Raw genomic sequence first — 17,685 nt, forward strand, 5'->3', positions numbered from 1 at the left:
ATAGGAGGATAATACCATGAGAGTTACAACACAATCTATTACACGAAACTACAACAGTGGCTTACAACGTGTTCTTAGAAATCTAAATACATCAAGAGAAAAAGTAACCACAAAAAGAAAATATTTAAAAGGATCTGAATCACCTGCAGATGCTGCAAAAGCATATCGTCTGCGTCGTGAGATGTCAAGGACGGAAAATTATTTATCCAATGTACAAAATGTACAATCTACTTTTGAGAATATTGAAAGCAGCATGATGACTATATCCAAATATGCTGATGATGTCTATTTAAAAGCAATTGAAGTGAATGGAACTATTTCTAAAAATCAAGATCAGCGAGCAATTATCGCTAGAGAAATCCGTGGAATTCAAGAAGCTGCTGTTATGGAATTAAATGCAAAATTTGAAGGCGAATACCTCTTCGGAGGAAGTAGTACACAAGGACTTCCCTTTGCATTATCTGATAGTGGAAGGCTCACCTTCCGTGGAATCGATGTCGATGCAGCCGAAGGAACTGCGGATTACGATACCTTAAAAGAAATGGTTAATGAAAAAATATTTATTGATCTTGGTTTCGGATTAACTTTGGATTCAAATAACCAAGTAGAAGAAAGCAGTGCCTTTAACACAGCAATGCCTGGTATCAAGTTCTTAGGCTTTGGTAAAGATGGAAATGGCCTTTCCAATAATCTAATTAATACAATGGATGATATTGCTGATTTGTTAGAATCCAGCAATTTTAGTACGGAAAACCTAAAAACATACACCGATAAATTGGAAACAGAACGTACAAATATACTCATTAATGTGACCCAGCTTGGCAGCACCACTACATTTTTGGAAAATACAAAAAACCGGCTTGAAAACAATGAATATAGCTTAAATAACAATATTGAAAAGACCGAATATATTGACCTAGCTTCTGCAATTACAGATTTTAAAATGCAGGAATACGTATACCAAGCAGCTTTAAAAATGGGAAACAGTATCTTAAGTCCTTCGTTTATTGATTTTATGAAATAGTTTAAACTTTGCTAATCTCACTAAAAAGGAGTGATATCATGAAGCCGTTATTAGAAATTCAAACTGTGCCTATTTCCATTGAATTTAAAGTAACACCGGCCATTCGACAAAAAACAGAAGCAACAGCAGAATTGGAAATAACTAGAGAAAAAAATGGACTTCGGATTAAAAGTCATCCGATCCAACTTAACATAGATACTTTCGAGACACGTAGTTCTCTCTTTGATACACCATTACAAAGTATAACAACATTTGCACAAAAGGGAAAAGAGGCTGCTTATGCAGCGACCGCACGTTTTGCGGAGGAAGGAAATATGTTGTTAGATATTCATCTAAACGAAGACGCCCTAAGTAAAATTGGTGCTTCCAGAATTGCAGAACAAGAAAAAGACTTTAATATTGCATTTCTCCCGAGTGCACCACCGGATATCAATTGGACACCAGGGGATATTCAAATACAATATGAAATGGACAAGCTTAATTTTGAGTGGAAAACAAACCAAGGTAACTTTGAGTTTGTTCCAGCAAATATCGAATTTAATATTACACAGCATCCGCAAGTCATCATCAAATATGTTGGCTCCCCACTCTATATCCCACAAAGTGCAAACCCTGATTACGAACCTCTAGATGTGAAAGCATAGGTGCAGCAATGAAAATAAATACCAAATATTTTGGAGAAGTAGAAATTAATTCAAAAGAAGTTCTTTCATTTTCGAAAGGACTTTTTGGATTTGAGTCAGAAAAGGAATTTGTTTTAATGCATTTTGATGAAGAGGATTCTATTTATTGCCTACAAAGCTTAATCGAACCGTCTCTCGCCTTTATTGTGCTAAATCCTTTTAACTTATTCCCACAGTACAAGCCACAACTTTCTGACTCTGAATTGAAAAGCTTAAGCGTGTCTTCAAGTACCGATCTATTCTACTATGTGATCACTGTTCTACGTGAACCGTTCCATGAGTCCACTGTAAACTTAAAATGCCCAATTGCGGTTAACTTAGAGACAAAAAAAGCACGGCAAATCATCTTAGAAAATGAAAATTATTCTATGCGTGAAACATTCATTTCCAAAGAAGAAAAGGAGGGATTGTCTTGCTCATATTAACAAGAAAGATAAATCAATCTTTTCTGATAAGTGAAGATATCGAAGTTACTGTGACAGAAATCAGCGGCGATAAAGTCAGAATTGCTATCGATGCTCCAAAAGAGGTTAAAATTCTTAGAAAAGAGCTTATAGAAGCTACCTCCGCAAACAGAGAAGCTTTGGAAGGTTCAAATTTAGAGGTTTCACAGATAAAATCGATTCTACGCAAAGAGTATAAATGACACAGTAAAAAAGCTCTAATATCTGTAAAAAAGCATGTGGATTTTGACTACTTCACATGCTCTGGGGCATAATTTAGAAAGTATACATAAATATCAACTACAGCACGGTATAACTCTTCAGGGATCTCCGTTCCTAACTCTAGTTGTGATAAAACCGTACTCAAAGAGCTGTCTTCAAAAACAGGTACATTATTTTCATTTGCAATTTCAACTATTTTTTCAGCCATGTGACCAAGTCCGGAAGCAACCACGACTGGTGTAGCCTCGTCCTCTTGATATTTTAGAGCTACAGCTCTTCTCGGCAAATCTTTACTATACAGTGACATTAATTTCATTTCTCCCTTCATAAAGCTTTGGAAATACCTCGGAAATACTCTTAGGTGCTATACATTTTCCTAAAACAAAACTTCGAAAAGATATTTGGTTTCGAGCTATAATTTCGGATATCCCTTGGGATATTTCTTTCTCTTTTTGTTCAAGAACTTCCGGATAATATAATTCTAGGTCTAGCTTTCCATCCTGTGAAAATAATATCATCTCAAAATAGCCTAGGTCACGAATATCAAATTTCACCAGCATTTTGACGGCTCGTCCTCCACTCTCTCCTTTTCCATTTTTATCATCTGGATCAATCCAAACTTCGGAAAAAAACTGCCGCCCATTCACCTCTGCCGGTATTGTCATATGTACAAGAGGCATATATACGCTCTCATTTAATAAAAGAGAAGAAAGCATATTTTCAAAAATCCCTTTGCTTTCAATTCCAGCCATCCCATTTGCACCTTTTGAAATGGTTTCTGCTAAATGATCCAGCAGCATTGTATTTTCATTTTCGGTATCTGCACTCATCAAACGATTTTTTAATGCCTCTAAATCTACTCCTGGCAATTTTCGGCTAATCTCACGAAACCCCATTAAACTTAAAAATGACTGTAAAAAAGCATCCTCTTCTCCGCATTCATATCGCGCAATATTTAGAGTCAATATTCCCATAATATCTCGTGCCATTCCAAAGTCTTTTGTGCTGCTTACATAATTGGCCAGAAAAGGAAGTATCTCATTTTTTAATACAGTTAAATTGCTCCTGTTTTGTCCATTTGGATGCAGCTCTAATTTTCCAATCATACTATTTAATTGAGACCCTCTAGATTGCGGCATACTCATAGCGATGTTTTTTAAATTTGAAGTCATATTTTTAAGAATATGATTTCCAGAAGACATGCTGTCATAGCGGCGTAAAAAATCTAAAACAGCACTTTTCAATTCAGATGAACCACTTTCTTTAACCGTTTGACGAAGTAAATCGAAAAATGGCCCAGAGAATTTAATTGCATAGTTTTTTTGGTTTTGAAAAAATTGAAGCAGCTCCTGATCTGTCATTTTTAATAGATTCATGTACTGTGCAAGTTCTTCCGTAAATTCAGAGCTTAGCCCAGCATTTACTTGACTTCCAAGCTTCGAAAAGAACATTTCACCGTAAGTCTCCGTTAAGCTTCCTAAATTTCGAACCGCCTGCATAAATTTATCAAAATTGGAACCCATATTTTTTGCATATTGATTTGGCTGCCGGTCTGCATTCACATTCTGATCCTGCGTTTTTGAGACTCTGGATGGGTTCGCCACATTATATAATTGCTCCTGCTGCGGGTTTTGATGAGTTTTTACTCGGCTCGTATTGTCACTGCTGGTTACAGGTGTGTCAACTCTTAAAAGATCCACCATTGTACTCACTCCTTCTTACTTTTGCAGATTTTTTTCTCGAATTCTATATACCAATGCTAAAATTTCGGCCACTGCACCATAATACTCCAAAGGAATTTCCTGATCAAGTGACGATGCAGCATAAATAGCACGAGTTAATTCCCTATTTTCAATTACATATACACCATTCTGCTCAGCCACATATACGATACGAAGTGCCAGTTCATCCTGGCCCTTTGCAACTACATACGGTGCAGCATCTTTTTTAATATCATATTTCAATGCGACTGCATAATGCGTCGGGTTACGAATGATTACATCCGCATCAGGAACAGATTGCATCATACGAGACATTGCCATTTTCCGCTGCAATTCTTTAATTTTACCTTTAACCTTAGGGTCACCCTCCATTTGCTTATATTCTTCTTTCACTTCTTGTTTTGTCATACGAATCTGCCGTTCATAATCCCATCTTTGATACAAAAAGTCAAATCCAGCAATAAAGACAAAAACGATGCACACCATATATACCATGCTCATAACCGAATTTAAAACGTAAGAAACAGAAGCCTCAATTCCCAAAAACAAGGTTTTAATTAGATCACCAGCACGATCTCTAAAAAACATATATAAGATGTATCCGATAATTGTTATTTTTATTAAACCCTTTAATACTTCTATAAAACTTTTTAAAGAAACTATTTTTTTTATTCCCTCTAAGGGATTTAGACGATTAAACTTTGGCTTTAAGCTATCCTTAGAAAAAAGAAAGCGAGTCTGCGCACCAACACCAATGACTGCCGCCAAAATAGATACCGAAAAAATTGGTACCATAATTACAGCTATGTTCATCATAGCATCTATCAATATCTCACGGCTTATTGTCAACGATAATGTCTGTATTTCATAAACCCCATTTATATAGTGATAAATACATCCCGCAACCTTTTTATATATTATGGGGAACATTGCCTTGATTGTAAAGAATACCATTGCAAGTGAAAGAACCGTACCGATATCTTTACTTGAAAATATATTTCCTTTTTTTCGCTCATCCCTCCGCTTTTTCGGGGTGGCTTTTTCGGTTTTGGAACCGTTATCCAACTACCTCTCCCCCCTTTAGTTTAAAAAATACATACTTGCATGAATTGCATCAAACATCAGCTCTATGGACTTTCCCAAAAATGATACGATCGGAGAAAAAATGAAAACTAGGAGAATTAATCCGGCAAATAATTTCGCTTGTATATTTACCACAAATACATTTATTTGCGGAATTGCTTTCATCAAAATTCCCACTCCGATTTCCATCAGAAATTGGCTTGCCAAAACTGGCATTGCTAATTTTACAGCTAAAACAGTGCACTGACAAAAAACATCAACGATGTGCCCTGTTAGTTCTGTATGTATTTGCAGTTCCCCATACGGAATCAGTTCTCCGGATGTCAGAAACAATTTTACTAAAGTTAGATGGGCATCGGTCGTAAAAAACAAAAACATATATGTAATATTAAAAAAAGTTGCAGTTAATGAAAGGGATACATTGCTTTGTGGATCATAAATTTTAGACATAGAGATACCCATCTGCATATCTATTAATTCCCCTCCAAAGATAATAATATAAGAAAACAGAGCGCAAATAAACCCTATGGCATATCCCACTATTAGTTCTTTTATCATTAAAATCATAAGTGTAATCGAACTCATCGTATCAACGGTCTGCGGCTGAGAAAAAGTAGAAATTACCAAAGTAAGCATGATAATTAGCCCCGCTTTAAATATACTAGGAAAGTTCTTTCCACCTAAGAGAGGATTAAATAAAATACACCCCGTCATTCGCATAAATACAAGAGCAATTCCTGTCAACTGTGCTATGTTAATCATAAGAGCCTGTCCCTATTTCTGCATTAAATAAAATATTTGCTCTGTAAAGTTCATTAAAGATTCCAACATCCACGAACCTCCGGCTAATAGTATAATTGCAATTAAAAGTAATTTAGGAACGAAGGTTATTGTCTGTTCATGTATCTGTGTAGCTGCTTGAAAAATAGATATAATTAATCCAATCAGCATACTGATTAACAGCATAGGTGCTGCTAATTTTGTAGCTAAAACAATTGCATCTTGCATAACCTCGAGTGCACTTGAAACTGTCATTTTCGTTCCTCCAATTCACATCGTATATCGTCAATTGAAACTTTTAACCAAGCTGGAAAAGAGTAGATCCCATCCATTTACAACCACAAATAATAGTATCTTAAACGGCAGCGAAATCATAGCCGGTGGAAGCATAATCATTCCCATCGACATCAGTGTGCTGGATACTATAATATCTATAATCAAAAAAGGAATAAAAATCAAAAATCCCATTGTAAATGCTCGACTTAATTCGCTCGTCATAAATGCCGGAACTACAATTGTCATAGGTATCTCATCCAAATTTTCCGGGGTTTCTTTATCTGCAAACTCTAAATACATGTTTAAGGTGTCAATCTTCGTCTGAGCCAGCATAAACTCTTTCATGGGTACCTCAGCTTTTTTTAAAGCGACTTCTTGCGTTATCTGCCCTTGCTGATACGGTTCATAAGCCTGTGAATTGATATCCTGCATGACAGGAGTCATGATAAACAGCGATAAAAACAAAGCAATTCCTGTCAAGACCATATTGGGAGGTGTCTGCTGTAAACCCAATGCATTTCGAAGAATTGACAATACGATAATAATTCTTGTAAAAGATGTCATCATCACAATAATCGATGGCAGTAATGTAATGATAGTAAGTAAAACTAAAAGCTCAAGAGTTTGTACATGATCTCCGTTAATATTAATCAATGAATCTAGCATGAAAGACTACTCCCCATTCTACTTCTCCTTTGCCTTTTTATTAAGCATTCCATCCAATACATGTTTAAATGATTCCGGATGCAAAGATATACGCCCGTCGTGTGGTAGTTCGATTAATTGTTCCTCTGATAATTCTGTTAAAATTTGAATCGTTTGCGGTGTATTTCCGACCAAATAATGCTTATCACCGATTTGCAATATAATAACAGACCGGTCTTGCCCTGTCGGAAGCCGATCAATAATTTTCATATATTTTGCACTGTTTATTTTAGAAGTACTGGAAGCCAAATATTTACTGAATAAATAACTTAAATAAATAACGCCGATCATCGCAATCACGGCCAAAATAAGTTCAACCACAGTGTTTCCCCTCTATGCTTTTATACTTGGATCTTTGAATAGTAACTCGTGTCCCTTTAAAATTTCTGTAATCCGAACACCAAAGGAATCATCAACCACCACGACATCCCCTTTAGCAACCGCTTGTCCATTTACATAAATATCAATTTGATCACCAGCCATTTTATCTAAAACAATCAGTGTTCCCTTTGTAAAGTTCAAAATATCTTTAACGGCTCTCTTCGTCCTTCCGATTTCAACTGATACTTGCAAAGGAACTTGCATAATTAAGTCTAAATTGGATTTTTCCTCTACATTTAATTTTACTAAATCACCTGCTGGATTTTCTTTTGAAACATATTTCATGTCAATCACTTTCGGCTCTGACTGCATCATTGGTTGCTGCTGCATCATTGGTTGCTGCTGCATCATTGGTTGCTGCTGCATCATCGGTTGCTGCTGCATCATCGGTTGCTGCTGCATCATTGGTTGCTGCTGCATTGTTGGCTGCTGCTGCATCATTGGCTGCTGCTGCATTGTTGGCTGCTGTTGCATCGTTGGCTGCTGCGACGCAGCTATCATTCGTTCAATTTCTTCCTGCGACATTGTTTGAGAAGGAGATGCTGTCGGTTTTTCTACAACGGGCTCTGAGCCTCCTGCCATTTGCGCCATCATATCTTCAATTTCCTGCTGTGACATCGTGCGAGTTCCATTTCCCTCTGCTTTGTCCGCATCCTCAGGTCCTTTGTTCATCTGCATTCCTGCCGGTTGAATTAAATTCACTTCACCATTCTCGCCTACATCGCTCAATCCAAAGGAAGCTACCAAATGCTTTGCAAGCTGTATTTCCATTAAAGTCATAAATTCGCTATGAAGAGCTCCTTCAATATCCAGCTTGAAGGAAACGACAACCATAGGTTGATCTGGTGTAAAATATTTTTTCTTAAAATCCATGGATTCTTCCACTTCAAAAGAAATTGGAGTCGAAATGTTAATAACTTCCCCCAAAAACTCCGCCAGGGCAGTTGCAGAAGCACCCATCATTTGATTCATGACCTCACAAACCGCGCTCATGCTCATTTCATCCAGTTCAAATTCCTCATCCGGTATTTCCGTATGCATCAGCAATTCTAAAATATTCCTTACATCTGTCCGTTTTAACAGCATGATATTATTTCCGGATAAGCCTTCTACATATGTAATTTCAACAGCAATTGCAGGTTCTAAAGAAGTAAACTCAAATTCATCAATATCCAATACTCGAACTTTTGGAGTCGTTATATCAACACGCCGTTCCAGCATATCTGAAACAGCCGTAGCGGAAGAACCTAAGCTAATATTTAAGATCTCGCCAATCGCATCTATTTCCATTTCATTGAATATTTTAGCATTTTTTTCACTCATAAATATTTCCTCCGCCGACCTAGTTTTTTACAATTGTTCCATTTAGCTTTACTGCCATATTCTCTTTATAAAGACCTAATTTTCCCTTAAACCAAGGTTCTTCTTCCACACATAAATAAACGTCCGAATCCTTTGGCACATGTAAATTAAGTACATCATTCACCTTAAGGTGATACAAATCTTCTAAACTAATCAAAGCCTCACCCAATAATGCTTTGACATCTAATGCAGATTCTTCCACGCTCCTAGCTAATGAGATGCGTTCTAATTCTCCTTGCTGTTCCTTTTTCTTACTAATCGTTTTAGATTTTTCAAACGCTTCAAAAACATGGTTTAAAATATTGCCCGGTAAACAGATATTAATTTTCCCCTCTGCATCTTTTAATTTTATAGATAAAATAACAATGACTACAATTTCATCCATTCCTACCACTTGCACAAGTCTAGGGTTTGTCTCCAATCGACGAAATTGAAAATTAATATCCAAGTAATTTTGCCATACATCACTCATAAGGGGAGAGATATGCTTAATCACACTTTCATATAAAACCAATTCAATATCTGTATACCCGCCATTTTCATCATCTTCATCGGAATCACCTGTACCTCCAAGCATGCGGTCAATAATCGCATAGATAATAGGCTTTGATATTTCAACCATTAATGGTTCTTCATCATCGGAATCTCTTCCGCTGATATTCCCATCAATAAAAGCAACAATATCGTCTTCTCCTAATGCATTATTAAATTCATAATATCTCTGCTCCTCAATATCAACCAATTCCACCTCACAGCTTAAGCGAAGCATGCTTGTCAAGTGTGAAGCAATCACTCTGGCATAGTTTTCATACACGCTATTAACTAATTTCAAACGATCTTTAGTAAATTTTTTCGGTGTATGAAAATCGTACTTTCGAACCTTTGGTTCCGAAGTACTGTTTGTGATATCCTGCTTATCAAATCCCTCTGTTTGTACTGCACTTAATAAGGCATCTATTTGGCTTTGCGTTAAAACATCACCCATACTGATCTCCTCTTTTATTGTGATTGTTTTTCTGTATTATTCGTATTAGTTAATGGTTGTCCTACAGATTCTCCTTGTTCTCCGGGGCCTTCTGTTACATTTTCATGTTCATCAATTTGCTTATATACTTCTTCTAATGTAACACTGACCTTATTACTTTCTGTAATCAAAATTTCTACTCTTCTATTTCTTGCTCGGTCTTCTTCTTTTACAAAAGGAGCAATCGGGTAATTCTGTCCATACCCGCTATCAATTAACTTTTTAGGGTCAATTACACTTTTTTCCTGTATAAAAATAAGTACAGTAGTTGCACGATTCGAAGCTAAAAATCGATCACCAACTATTGGATTCGGTTTATTCGGATCGGCTTGATTTGTATGTCCTAAAATACGCATCTCATTGATCTGATCTTGAATCGGCTCGATTCCAGAGGCTAGAAAAGTCAAAACATCTTTTCCTCGCTGTTTTAAAACGTAACTGTCTCCATCGAAGAAAACATCATTACGAAAGACAATAAATGTATATCCATCTCCCTGATGAACATCAATGTCACCAGACAATTTATTTTCTATTATATATTCCTCCATACGATAATACAAGTCTTGAAATTCTGTAACATCTGTCATTAAGCCTTTTCCACCTGACGAAAGCGGATCTTTCCCTTCCTCTCCTGCCATTTCCTCAGTGACAATCTGTGATACTTCTTTTGCCTTGGGATTTAATGCTTTTACTAAAACAGACCACTTTGCAGAATCAACACTGGACACAGAAAAAAGCAGCACAAAGAAACACAATAACAAGGTTACCATATCGCTGTATGTATTCATCCATGCATTTTTATCAACCGGCTTCTTAGTTTTTTTTTGCATCTCCAGTTCCAACTCCTTTGTCCATAAGTAAATAAAAAATCATTTCTTTACTTATCTACTTTTTCTTTTTTTCTTTCTTGGGTTTCTTTTTCTTCTTATCTCCATCTTCCCCATCGCCCGAATCAGAAAGACTCATCTTATCTTTTTCTGATAAGAAAGACATCAATTTTTCTCTTATAAATTTAGGATTTTCACCAGACTGAATCGATAAAATGCCTTCAATGACAATTTCCTTACACAAAACTTCCCGCTCATGGCGTACTTGTAATTTATTTGCAATCGGTGTAAAAAACACATTGGCAAGCATAGAGCCGTAAAAAGTTGTAATCAAAGCAACTGCCATTCCGCTTGTCAGACTATCCGTTCCCCCTTCTACATTCAAATCCAGGCCAGCAAGCATATTAATCAAACCAATCAATGTTCCTATCATTCCAAAAGCCGGAGCCAATGCCGATCCCTTTTCATAGATGGAAACTGCTTCTTCATGACGTGCATTCATGTAACCCAAGTCACCCTCCAGCATAGCTCTTACTTTATCTGCATCAATTGCATCAACAATCAATAGCAAGCTAGATTTTAAAAACGGGTCTTCTTGTTCATTTGCGTGTTCTTCCAATGCAAGTAACCCGTTTTTTCTAGCAATTTCAGCACACCCGACGATTGCATCAATGTAATCATTTGGGTTATGCTTGTCTTTTGTCATAATTATTTTTAAATGCTTAGGAACCTCTTTTAGGGAAGTAAGTGAAAAAGATGCAAAAAGAGCTGCAAAGGTACCTCCGATTACAATCAGCGCACTTTGCGGGTCTGCAAAATTAATCAGAGCACCGATGTCAACATTTCCTGTTTTTTCGACTATGATACCACTCACAACTAGCAATATACAACTGATAATCCCGATTATACTAGTAAAATCCATTGATTTTCTTTGCTCCTTCCATATACCCTAAAAGATTCATTTATTCCTTATTTTTTATTACAGTAATATTCGATGTATCAATAATCCTAGCATTATATTGAATAATTTTATCAATAATTTCTTCTGCACTTTCTCTTACAACGAAAAATTCTCGATTCATTAAAACTATCTTTGCTTCCGGAATCAGTTCAATCATTTGAATTTGATTGCAATTTACAATAAACTCCTCATTATTTAGCTTTGTCAGTTTAATCATTCGGCAGTCCTTTCTTTTTAGAAGACAGGGCAGAAAGTACCCTGTCTTAAGAAACCAATTATCGTTTTAAATTAACAAGTTCTTCGAGCATTTGATCAGTTACAGTAATGATTCTGGTATTCGCCTGAAAACCTCTTTGCGCCGTGATCATGTCTGTAAATTCTTCGGAAAGGTCCACATTAGACATTTCCGCTCTCCCTGATTCTAATGCTCCGGTACTTCCTTCACCCGGTATTTCCGCTGTAACGATTCCTGTATTATCTTTGGCTTTGAAATAAGAGTTACCCATCGACTCTAACGCATTTGGATTCGGGACATTAGCAACTGCAATTTTTCCAATAATTACAACCTGCTTTTTATCGTTAATACCGGAAACCGTGCCATCCTGTCCTATACTGATTGAACTCAGCTTCATGCTCGCAGCATATTCATCTGTACCAACATTTTCTGCCTTTCCATCGGCATCATATTTCACTAGTTCGTACTTTCCATCCCCATCTAATTTCGGGCTTCCATCCTTATTCATAACTATTTGAGGAATCTGTAAAGCTTCCAGTGTTTTTTTAGGCGTACCGCCACCAGCGTCTGGCTTTAAATAATCAGGATCTTTTCCTATCTCTGCATGGTTTTTAAAACCATATACATGATTTCGGTTTCCATCTACTAAATTACCATTACCGTCAAAATTAAAAATACCGACTCTTGTCAGATTTAATGCAGTAGGATTGTTTCCATCTGTTTTGCTGGTAACATCATAACCGTCTTTATTGTATTGCCCAACAAGATAATATCCATTTCCGGAAATCATAACATGCGTACCGACATCTGTATATGCAATACCACCTGTTGTATGCGCCACATCGATGGAGGCGATCTGAGAACCGTATCCGATCTGAGAAGGGTTTCCTCCTCCGTAAGTCTCGCCTGGTGCGCTGGAGCCTTTAACTGTTGCATAAAATTGATCTCTAAACGTAGCCCTTGCTTTCTTATAGCCATATGTATTTACATTTGCAATATTATTTCCTATTACATCCATTTTTGTCTGATGTGCACGTAGCCCTGCTACTGCAGCATACATCGATCTAACCATTCTGTCTCCTTTCTTTTGCCGTAGGAATTAAATCAATCGGATTTTATTCCATAACCTCCAAAATGGTCCAGTTATATAATTACAGCACCGTCAATATTAGTAAAAACATTTTCTTTCAGTTCATTTCCTGCCATTGTTGTGATCACCATGTTGTTAGGAATATTTACAATAAACGCATTTTGGGTGTCAAATATCACCACATCCTTTGCTCCTTTATCCCTTGCTTTCGCTACAGCATGGTTTAAATCATTTAGTAAATTGTCGGTAATTTCGATTCCACGTTCATCGACACGTTCCTTTGCATGCTTTGAAAACTGCAAGCCTTCATTTTTATTTAATTGCTCTTTTAATAACGTCTCAAAGCTGGCACACCCTGCATTTTTCCGCAGTGTTTGATTTACCTTGATTGCATTTTGTTCAACACGTGTGATCCGATTATATTCGTTAATCCTATTCATTACTCATCATCCTCAGTGATATTGTTGTCTGAATTCATTTTGGCTTAGTCTTTATCCCCTTTACCATCTTTGCTGCCATCATCCGGCGGCTCCGGAATTGGTAAATCTCCTACAATCATTATTTGGGATAGTTCAAAGGATTTATCGCCAATATAAACAAGTGGGGTGTTTTCAAACAGAGTAACAGCAGTTACATTACCCTCAACTTTTTGCAATTTTCCGCTACTGTCTAGAGAAGCTGCTGTTATTTTTTTGCCGATTAAAGACGTTGCATAAGCCGTGTTGTTTGTCTGAGAAAGAGTATTCATTGCCTCCAATGCTGAAAACTGTGCCATTTGCGCAATGAAATCTGTATCAGACATCGGATTCATCATATCTTGATTTTTCATCTGTGCTACTAAAAGGCTGATAAAATCCGTAAAGCCCAAATCAGAGCTTCCCAAACCAGTTTTCTTTATGGCAGTTGGTTTTGTATAAGCGCTGTCTACCGGATCAACTGAAGCCATAATTCAAATCCTCCTTTCCTACTAATCCCAATCTTAATTGCTGCATAAACTGTTCTGCATTGACGCTGTCATCCCTTTGTGATTGGTTTTTTTGTTCTTCTCTACGATTGTTCTGTCCTCTGCCATCAAAATCTTGCTGCTTGGTATAAGCATCCTCTTTCACTGCTACAATTGTCTCTAAGCCAGTTTGTTGTTCTATAATTTGACGAATGTTTTCTGACTGACCCATTAGAATTTCTTGTGTTTTTGGATTTGAACAGTTCAAAAGAACAGAAGCTTTTCCCGCCTCAAATGTCAGTTTAATTTGAATGCTCCCCAGCTCTTCCGGGGTTAATTGAACTTCAAATACATTTTTTCCTTCTGACGCACGATGCAGAATCTTTTCTGCAAGATCTTTACTTAAAAAATTTGAATCTGCTTCTGTTGTGTTTTCAGCAACTTTAATATTCACTTTTGTAAAATCCAACGGCTCTTCTTTCTTTACACTTGCGCCCGTCAATATTTCCGGAAGCTCTTCCTCTCGTTCTGTACCTTTTTGAGTTGGAGACAATCCTTCTTTGTCTGTTCTTAACGTTTCATTTTTTAACCCTGTCAAATCGGAACTTTTTCCTGCAAGATCAATCTTTCCTGCCTCATTTAACTGCTGAGATGCGACCTCCGTTTTCACGGTCTGCTCCAATCCATTTGCCTGAGTCATATCTTTTATGGGCGCTCCAATTTGTTTTGATTCTAACGGATTTTCTTTAAGAAGTGTATTTGCATTTCCAAGAATTTCAGAGTAAGCTGCTTTCCCGTCAAAAGGTTTTGCTTCATCTGCCGCAAAAGACATTTCCTGTGTAAGGGTTCCTTTCACATCTGAAACATTCTCCTGCAATAAGGCTGTACTTACATCAGCTTGTTCCTGATTCGCCAGGTATGTATCATCCGCATTTAAAACAAGCATGGCCATAGCCGCTTGATCGTTTGCCAAGCCTGTTTCCATAAGAGAAGTTTCATCTTGTTGTTCAGAGGTTTCCTTTAAAGGTACAAGTTCTTTCTTTTCTACGGAAGAAGATTGGTTTTGAGTCAAATTTTCCTTTAATGCATAAGCGAATGATTGATCAAAGCCGGAATCCTTTTCGGCCATTTTGCTTTTCACATCAGTTTTTGCCTTCGTGTTAAATGACTGAACTTGTGCTAAATTATTTGCTGCGTACATCTTTTCACCTCCTTTCTATTCTTCCTTTTTATTATTTAACCGAAAAAATAATCTTTCGGATGAATAAGCTACGCCTTTTCGCGATACCTTTTATTCGATATCATCTCGTCAATTAAAAGTTCTTCTGATTTTTGTTCTAATTTCTTATACTCCAACCATCGTTTTTCTTTTAATTTCTCAAAGGATGTGGCTTCTTTCTTCACTTCTAAAACCTGCTCCTTCTTCTTCTGCTCCTGTTTTTTTATTTTCTCCAATAGAGAAAATTGTTCTTTTATCCTATGCTGCATGATTCTTAAATACTGTTTGTACTGGCATAGTTCTAAGGTGCTCATACCCTTGGCATTCTTCGTTATCAGCTCATCGTTATAAGAACGGTATTGCCGCTCCAATTCCTGAATAATCTCCTCTTGGTGTTGGACCTGTGCTAGGAGTACCGCGTGCTCCATCCGTAAACTATCTAAGGTCTGCTCTTTATACCTTTTTACATTTTCTAATGAAAATTGGAATTTTTTCATTTCTTACTCACCTTAACTCCGATTAGCCAACTATCTTCACCATCTGCTTTAATATTTCATCATACTGAACCGAATCATTGATTTCCTGCTTTAAAAAAGTATTAATTGCATCCATTTTCGAAACGGCTTCATCCAGTTTCGGATTATTCCCTGCTTTATATGCACCGATAGCAATCATATCTTCATTCTGCTGATATGTACTCATAAGGTCACGCATCTTTGATGCGATCCGCCTATGCTCGTCCGACACTATGGAATCCATAAGTCTTGAAATACTGCTGCTTACATCAATTGCCGGAAAATGGTTTTTATGAGCCAATTTTCTGGAAAGGATGATATGCCCGTCTACAATACCGCGAACGGTATCGGAAATCGGCTCATTCGTATCATCACCTTCAACTAAAACTGTATAGATACCTGTAATGGAACCTTCATTAAAATTACCGCTGCGTTCTAACAATTTTGGAAGCTCGCTATAGATAGAAGGCGTATATCCTCTTGCAACCGGCGGTTCTCCAACTGCAAGTCCAACTTCCCTATGCGCCATAGCAAATCGAGTCAGTGAGTCCATCATTAAGAGTACATCTTTCCCCTGATTTTTAAAATACTCCGCAATCGTAGTTGCTACCATCGGACATTTCATACGAAGCATAGCAGGTTGGTCCGAAGTTGCTACAATAACAATGGACCTTTTTAGGCCTTCTTCCCCTAAGTCCTTTTGAATAAATTCCCGAACCTCTCTGCCTCGTTCCCCAACCAAGGCGATAACGTTAATATCCGCTTTACCATTTCGAGCTACCATTCCCATCAGAGTACTCTTGCCGACACCGCTGCCTGCAAAGATACCAATTCTCTGCCCTTTTCCAATGGTAGTCAGACCGTCAATCGCTTTCATTCCAAAATCTAAACGCTGTGATATCGGCGGACGCGTTAGAGGATTGATGTATTTGTTTACTACTGTATATTTTTCCCCTTTTGGAAAATCCTCTAATTCGTCAATTGGATTTGCAAGTGCATCAATGACACGACCCTGTAAAAAATCCCCGACAGGTATCTGCAATTTTCGGAATGTATTCCTGACATAATTTCCTACAGCAATACCGCTTAGCTCTGCATATGGCATCAAAAGTATTTTTTCATCTTTAAATCCAACTACTTCTGCCATAACTTCATGTTTGCCACCATCGCTAATCATGCAGATATCTCCGACGCCAGCTTTACTGCCGGAAGCTTCGATCGTCATGCCTATGACATTTTCAATCTTGCCAATGCGACTGATCGTCTCTGATTTTTTTATTAAATTGGTCATCTCCTGAAAAAACAAGATTGGTCCTCCTAATTTTCTATATTGCGGTCAGTGTGCGGATGTTTTGAAGCTGGGACTGTACACTCGCATCAATAATCTGATCCGGGAATTCAACATAACAGGTTCCTGAAGGTGCATCATCAATTACAACAATTTTCACTCTGTCTGCCACATGCTTTAGGGCCGACTCCAAGTCCACCCCTGCTTCTTGCATTCTACTTGCATCTTCAGCAGCAATTCGAACTTTTGCCCATTGATAAGAACCACTTGTCTCCAGCGCATATAAAATCATACGTTCAACAACCTCTGCGCTGGATTTTAAACTTACATTTATCACTTTTTCTGCGATAGTCAGCACCATCTCTTTCATTTGCTCTAAATATTGCTGCTGCATCTCTTTTTTCTTCTCATCAATTTGCAAGCTAGCAGCATAGGCACCTTCTAAAAGAGCAATATATTTCTGCCTTAATTCTTCCTTATATTCTTCTTCTGCCTTTTGTAATGCTTCTTTTCTGCCCGCATCATAGCCCGCCTGATAGCCTTGTGCTTTTGATTCTTCCTGTAATTCTGTTGCTCTTTGGCGTCCGGCATTCATCACTTCACTTGCATCCATTGCAGCTTTTCTCATGATTTCATCTGCTTCCTGCTTTGCCTGCTCGATCATTTCCTGCGGCACATTTTTTGACGCTTCTTCCAGCCAAGCTTTCATATCGGCCTGCCCATCTATTTGCTCTGTTTTTTCTTTTGCTCGTGTCTCTTCCTTTTCCAAAGTACCTTTATTTGCTTCTTCATCACTAGAATCGGTGTCTTCACACTCTTTCGGTTCATCCGTCAGTGTTTCCTCTTCCATTTCATTTTTTTCAAAGTACTGAAAGAATTCATACTTATCTACTTTCAGTTTTT

General features: G+C 37.4%; 23 protein-coding genes. 4 read left to right on the forward strand and 19 right to left on the reverse strand.

All coding sequences use genetic code 11. The features are described from left to right. Nucleotides 1–16 precede the first annotated feature (16 nt). Genes U5921_RS00225 through csrA form a run of 4 tightly spaced genes read left to right on the forward strand, consistent with a single transcriptional unit; the run spans nucleotide 17 to nucleotide 2,353 of the window. On the forward strand, nucleotides 17–1,024 hold the full coding sequence (locus U5921_RS00225; protein WP_324824533.1) for a hypothetical protein: 1,008 nt from the start codon (nucleotides 17–19) through the stop codon (nucleotides 1,022–1,024). 38 nt (nucleotides 1,025–1,062) lie between these two features. Next, nucleotides 1,063–1,668: a DUF6470 family protein gene (locus U5921_RS00230; protein ID WP_324824534.1), complete on the forward strand. Its 606-nt coding sequence runs from the start codon at nucleotides 1,063–1,065 to the stop codon at nucleotides 1,666–1,668. Between the two features lie 8 nt (nucleotides 1,669–1,676). After that, nucleotides 1,677–2,132, forward strand: coding sequence for a flagellar assembly protein FliW (fliW, locus tag U5921_RS00235; protein WP_324824535.1), 456 nt, complete (start codon nucleotides 1,677–1,679; stop codon nucleotides 2,130–2,132). Next, a complete protein-coding gene (gene csrA, locus U5921_RS00240) occupies nucleotides 2,120–2,353 on the forward strand; it encodes a carbon storage regulator CsrA (RefSeq protein WP_324824536.1) in 234 nt (77 codons plus the stop codon). Before fliW ends, csrA begins: the two co-directional genes overlap by 13 nt. Nucleotides 2,354–2,400: 47 nt before the next feature. On the opposite strand, the gene U5921_RS00245 is transcribed toward csrA, so the two are convergent. The 19 genes from U5921_RS00245 to U5921_RS00335 form a co-directional block, all read right to left on the reverse strand. Continuing rightward, nucleotides 2,401–2,679, reverse strand: coding sequence for an EscU/YscU/HrcU family type III secretion system export apparatus switch protein (locus tag U5921_RS00245; RefSeq protein WP_324824537.1), 279 nt, complete (start codon nucleotides 2,677–2,679; stop codon nucleotides 2,401–2,403). After that, nucleotides 2,666–4,075 carry a hypothetical protein gene (locus U5921_RS00250; protein WP_324824538.1) on the reverse strand — a complete coding sequence of 470 codons (1,410 nt, stop codon included), beginning with the start codon at nucleotides 4,073–4,075 and terminating at the stop codon, nucleotides 2,666–2,668. The genes U5921_RS00245 and U5921_RS00250 overlap by 14 nt, the downstream gene beginning before the upstream one ends. Before the next feature lie 15 nt (nucleotides 4,076–4,090). Continuing rightward, nucleotides 4,091–5,158: a flagellar biosynthesis protein FlhB gene (gene flhB / locus U5921_RS00255; protein ID WP_324824539.1), complete on the reverse strand. Its 1,068-nt coding sequence runs from the start codon at nucleotides 5,156–5,158 to the stop codon at nucleotides 4,091–4,093. A gap of 15 nt (nucleotides 5,159–5,173) precedes the next feature. Next, on the reverse strand, nucleotides 5,174–5,938 hold the full coding sequence (locus U5921_RS00260) for a flagellar biosynthetic protein FliR (protein ID WP_324824540.1): 765 nt from the start codon (nucleotides 5,936–5,938) through the stop codon (nucleotides 5,174–5,176). A gap of 12 nt (nucleotides 5,939–5,950) precedes the next feature. Further along, on the reverse strand, nucleotides 5,951–6,211 hold the full coding sequence (fliQ, locus tag U5921_RS00265; protein ID WP_324824541.1) for a flagellar biosynthesis protein FliQ: 261 nt from the start codon (nucleotides 6,209–6,211) through the stop codon (nucleotides 5,951–5,953). A 30-nt stretch (nucleotides 6,212–6,241) separates the two neighbouring features. Then, complete coding sequence (fliP, locus tag U5921_RS00270) at nucleotides 6,242–6,898, reverse strand: flagellar type III secretion system pore protein FliP (protein WP_324824542.1); 657 nt, start codon at nucleotides 6,896–6,898, stop codon at nucleotides 6,242–6,244. Nucleotides 6,899–6,916: 18 nt separating this feature from the next. Then, nucleotides 6,917–7,258, reverse strand: a complete 342-nt coding sequence (locus U5921_RS00275; protein ID WP_324824543.1) for a flagellar biosynthetic protein FliO — start codon at nucleotides 7,256–7,258, stop codon at nucleotides 6,917–6,919. Between the two features lie 12 nt (nucleotides 7,259–7,270). Continuing rightward, nucleotides 7,271–8,641, reverse strand: coding sequence for a flagellar motor switch protein FliN (gene fliN / locus U5921_RS00280; RefSeq protein WP_324824544.1), 1,371 nt, complete (start codon nucleotides 8,639–8,641; stop codon nucleotides 7,271–7,273). Between the two features lie 19 nt (nucleotides 8,642–8,660). Then, the gene (gene fliM, locus U5921_RS00285; RefSeq protein ID WP_324824545.1) at nucleotides 8,661–9,665 is read right to left on the reverse strand and encodes a flagellar motor switch protein FliM; all 1,005 of its coding nucleotides are present in this window, start codon (nucleotides 9,663–9,665) and stop codon (nucleotides 8,661–8,663) included. 14 nt (nucleotides 9,666–9,679) lie between these two features. Continuing rightward, nucleotides 9,680–10,534, reverse strand: a complete 855-nt coding sequence (locus U5921_RS00290; protein WP_324824546.1) for an OmpA/MotB family protein — start codon at nucleotides 10,532–10,534, stop codon at nucleotides 9,680–9,682. Nucleotides 10,535–10,589: 55 nt separating this feature from the next. Further along, the gene (locus U5921_RS00295; protein WP_324824547.1) at nucleotides 10,590–11,453 is read right to left on the reverse strand and encodes a motility protein A; all 864 of its coding nucleotides are present in this window, start codon (nucleotides 11,451–11,453) and stop codon (nucleotides 10,590–10,592) included. A 40-nt stretch (nucleotides 11,454–11,493) separates the two neighbouring features. Next, complete coding sequence (locus U5921_RS00300; protein ID WP_324824548.1) at nucleotides 11,494–11,709, reverse strand: flagellar FlbD family protein; 216 nt, start codon at nucleotides 11,707–11,709, stop codon at nucleotides 11,494–11,496. 58 nt (nucleotides 11,710–11,767) lie between these two features. After that, nucleotides 11,768–12,799, reverse strand: coding sequence for a flagellar hook-basal body complex protein (locus tag U5921_RS00305; protein ID WP_324824549.1), 1,032 nt, complete (start codon nucleotides 12,797–12,799; stop codon nucleotides 11,768–11,770). A 71-nt stretch (nucleotides 12,800–12,870) separates the two neighbouring features. Beyond that, a complete protein-coding gene (locus U5921_RS00310) occupies nucleotides 12,871–13,257 on the reverse strand; it encodes a TIGR02530 family flagellar biosynthesis protein (RefSeq protein WP_324824550.1) in 387 nt (128 codons plus the stop codon). Between the two features lie 44 nt (nucleotides 13,258–13,301). Continuing rightward, nucleotides 13,302–13,763, reverse strand: a complete 462-nt coding sequence (locus U5921_RS00315; RefSeq protein ID WP_324824551.1) for a flagellar hook capping FlgD N-terminal domain-containing protein — start codon at nucleotides 13,761–13,763, stop codon at nucleotides 13,302–13,304. Continuing rightward, nucleotides 13,750–14,961, reverse strand: a complete 1,212-nt coding sequence (locus tag U5921_RS00320) for a flagellar hook-length control protein FliK (RefSeq protein ID WP_324824552.1) — start codon at nucleotides 14,959–14,961, stop codon at nucleotides 13,750–13,752. The genes U5921_RS00315 and U5921_RS00320 overlap by 14 nt, the downstream gene beginning before the upstream one ends. 68 nt (nucleotides 14,962–15,029) lie before the next feature. Beyond that, nucleotides 15,030–15,476, reverse strand: a complete 447-nt coding sequence (locus U5921_RS00325; protein WP_324824553.1) for a flagellar export protein FliJ — start codon at nucleotides 15,474–15,476, stop codon at nucleotides 15,030–15,032. A 22-nt stretch (nucleotides 15,477–15,498) separates the two neighbouring features. Beyond that, a complete protein-coding gene (gene fliI, locus U5921_RS00330; protein WP_324826018.1) occupies nucleotides 15,499–16,785 on the reverse strand; it encodes a flagellar protein export ATPase FliI in 1,287 nt (428 codons plus the stop codon). A 34-nt stretch (nucleotides 16,786–16,819) separates the two neighbouring features. Then, nucleotides 16,820–17,632: a FliH/SctL family protein gene (locus U5921_RS00335; RefSeq protein ID WP_324824554.1), complete on the reverse strand. Its 813-nt coding sequence runs from the start codon at nucleotides 17,630–17,632 to the stop codon at nucleotides 16,820–16,822. Nucleotides 17,633–17,685 lie beyond the last annotated feature (53 nt).

It is taken from the genome of Sinanaerobacter sp. ZZT-01 (genome assembly GCF_035621135.1).
In the GTDB taxonomy this organism is placed as follows: domain Bacteria; phylum Bacillota; class Clostridia; order Peptostreptococcales; family Anaerovoracaceae; genus IOR16.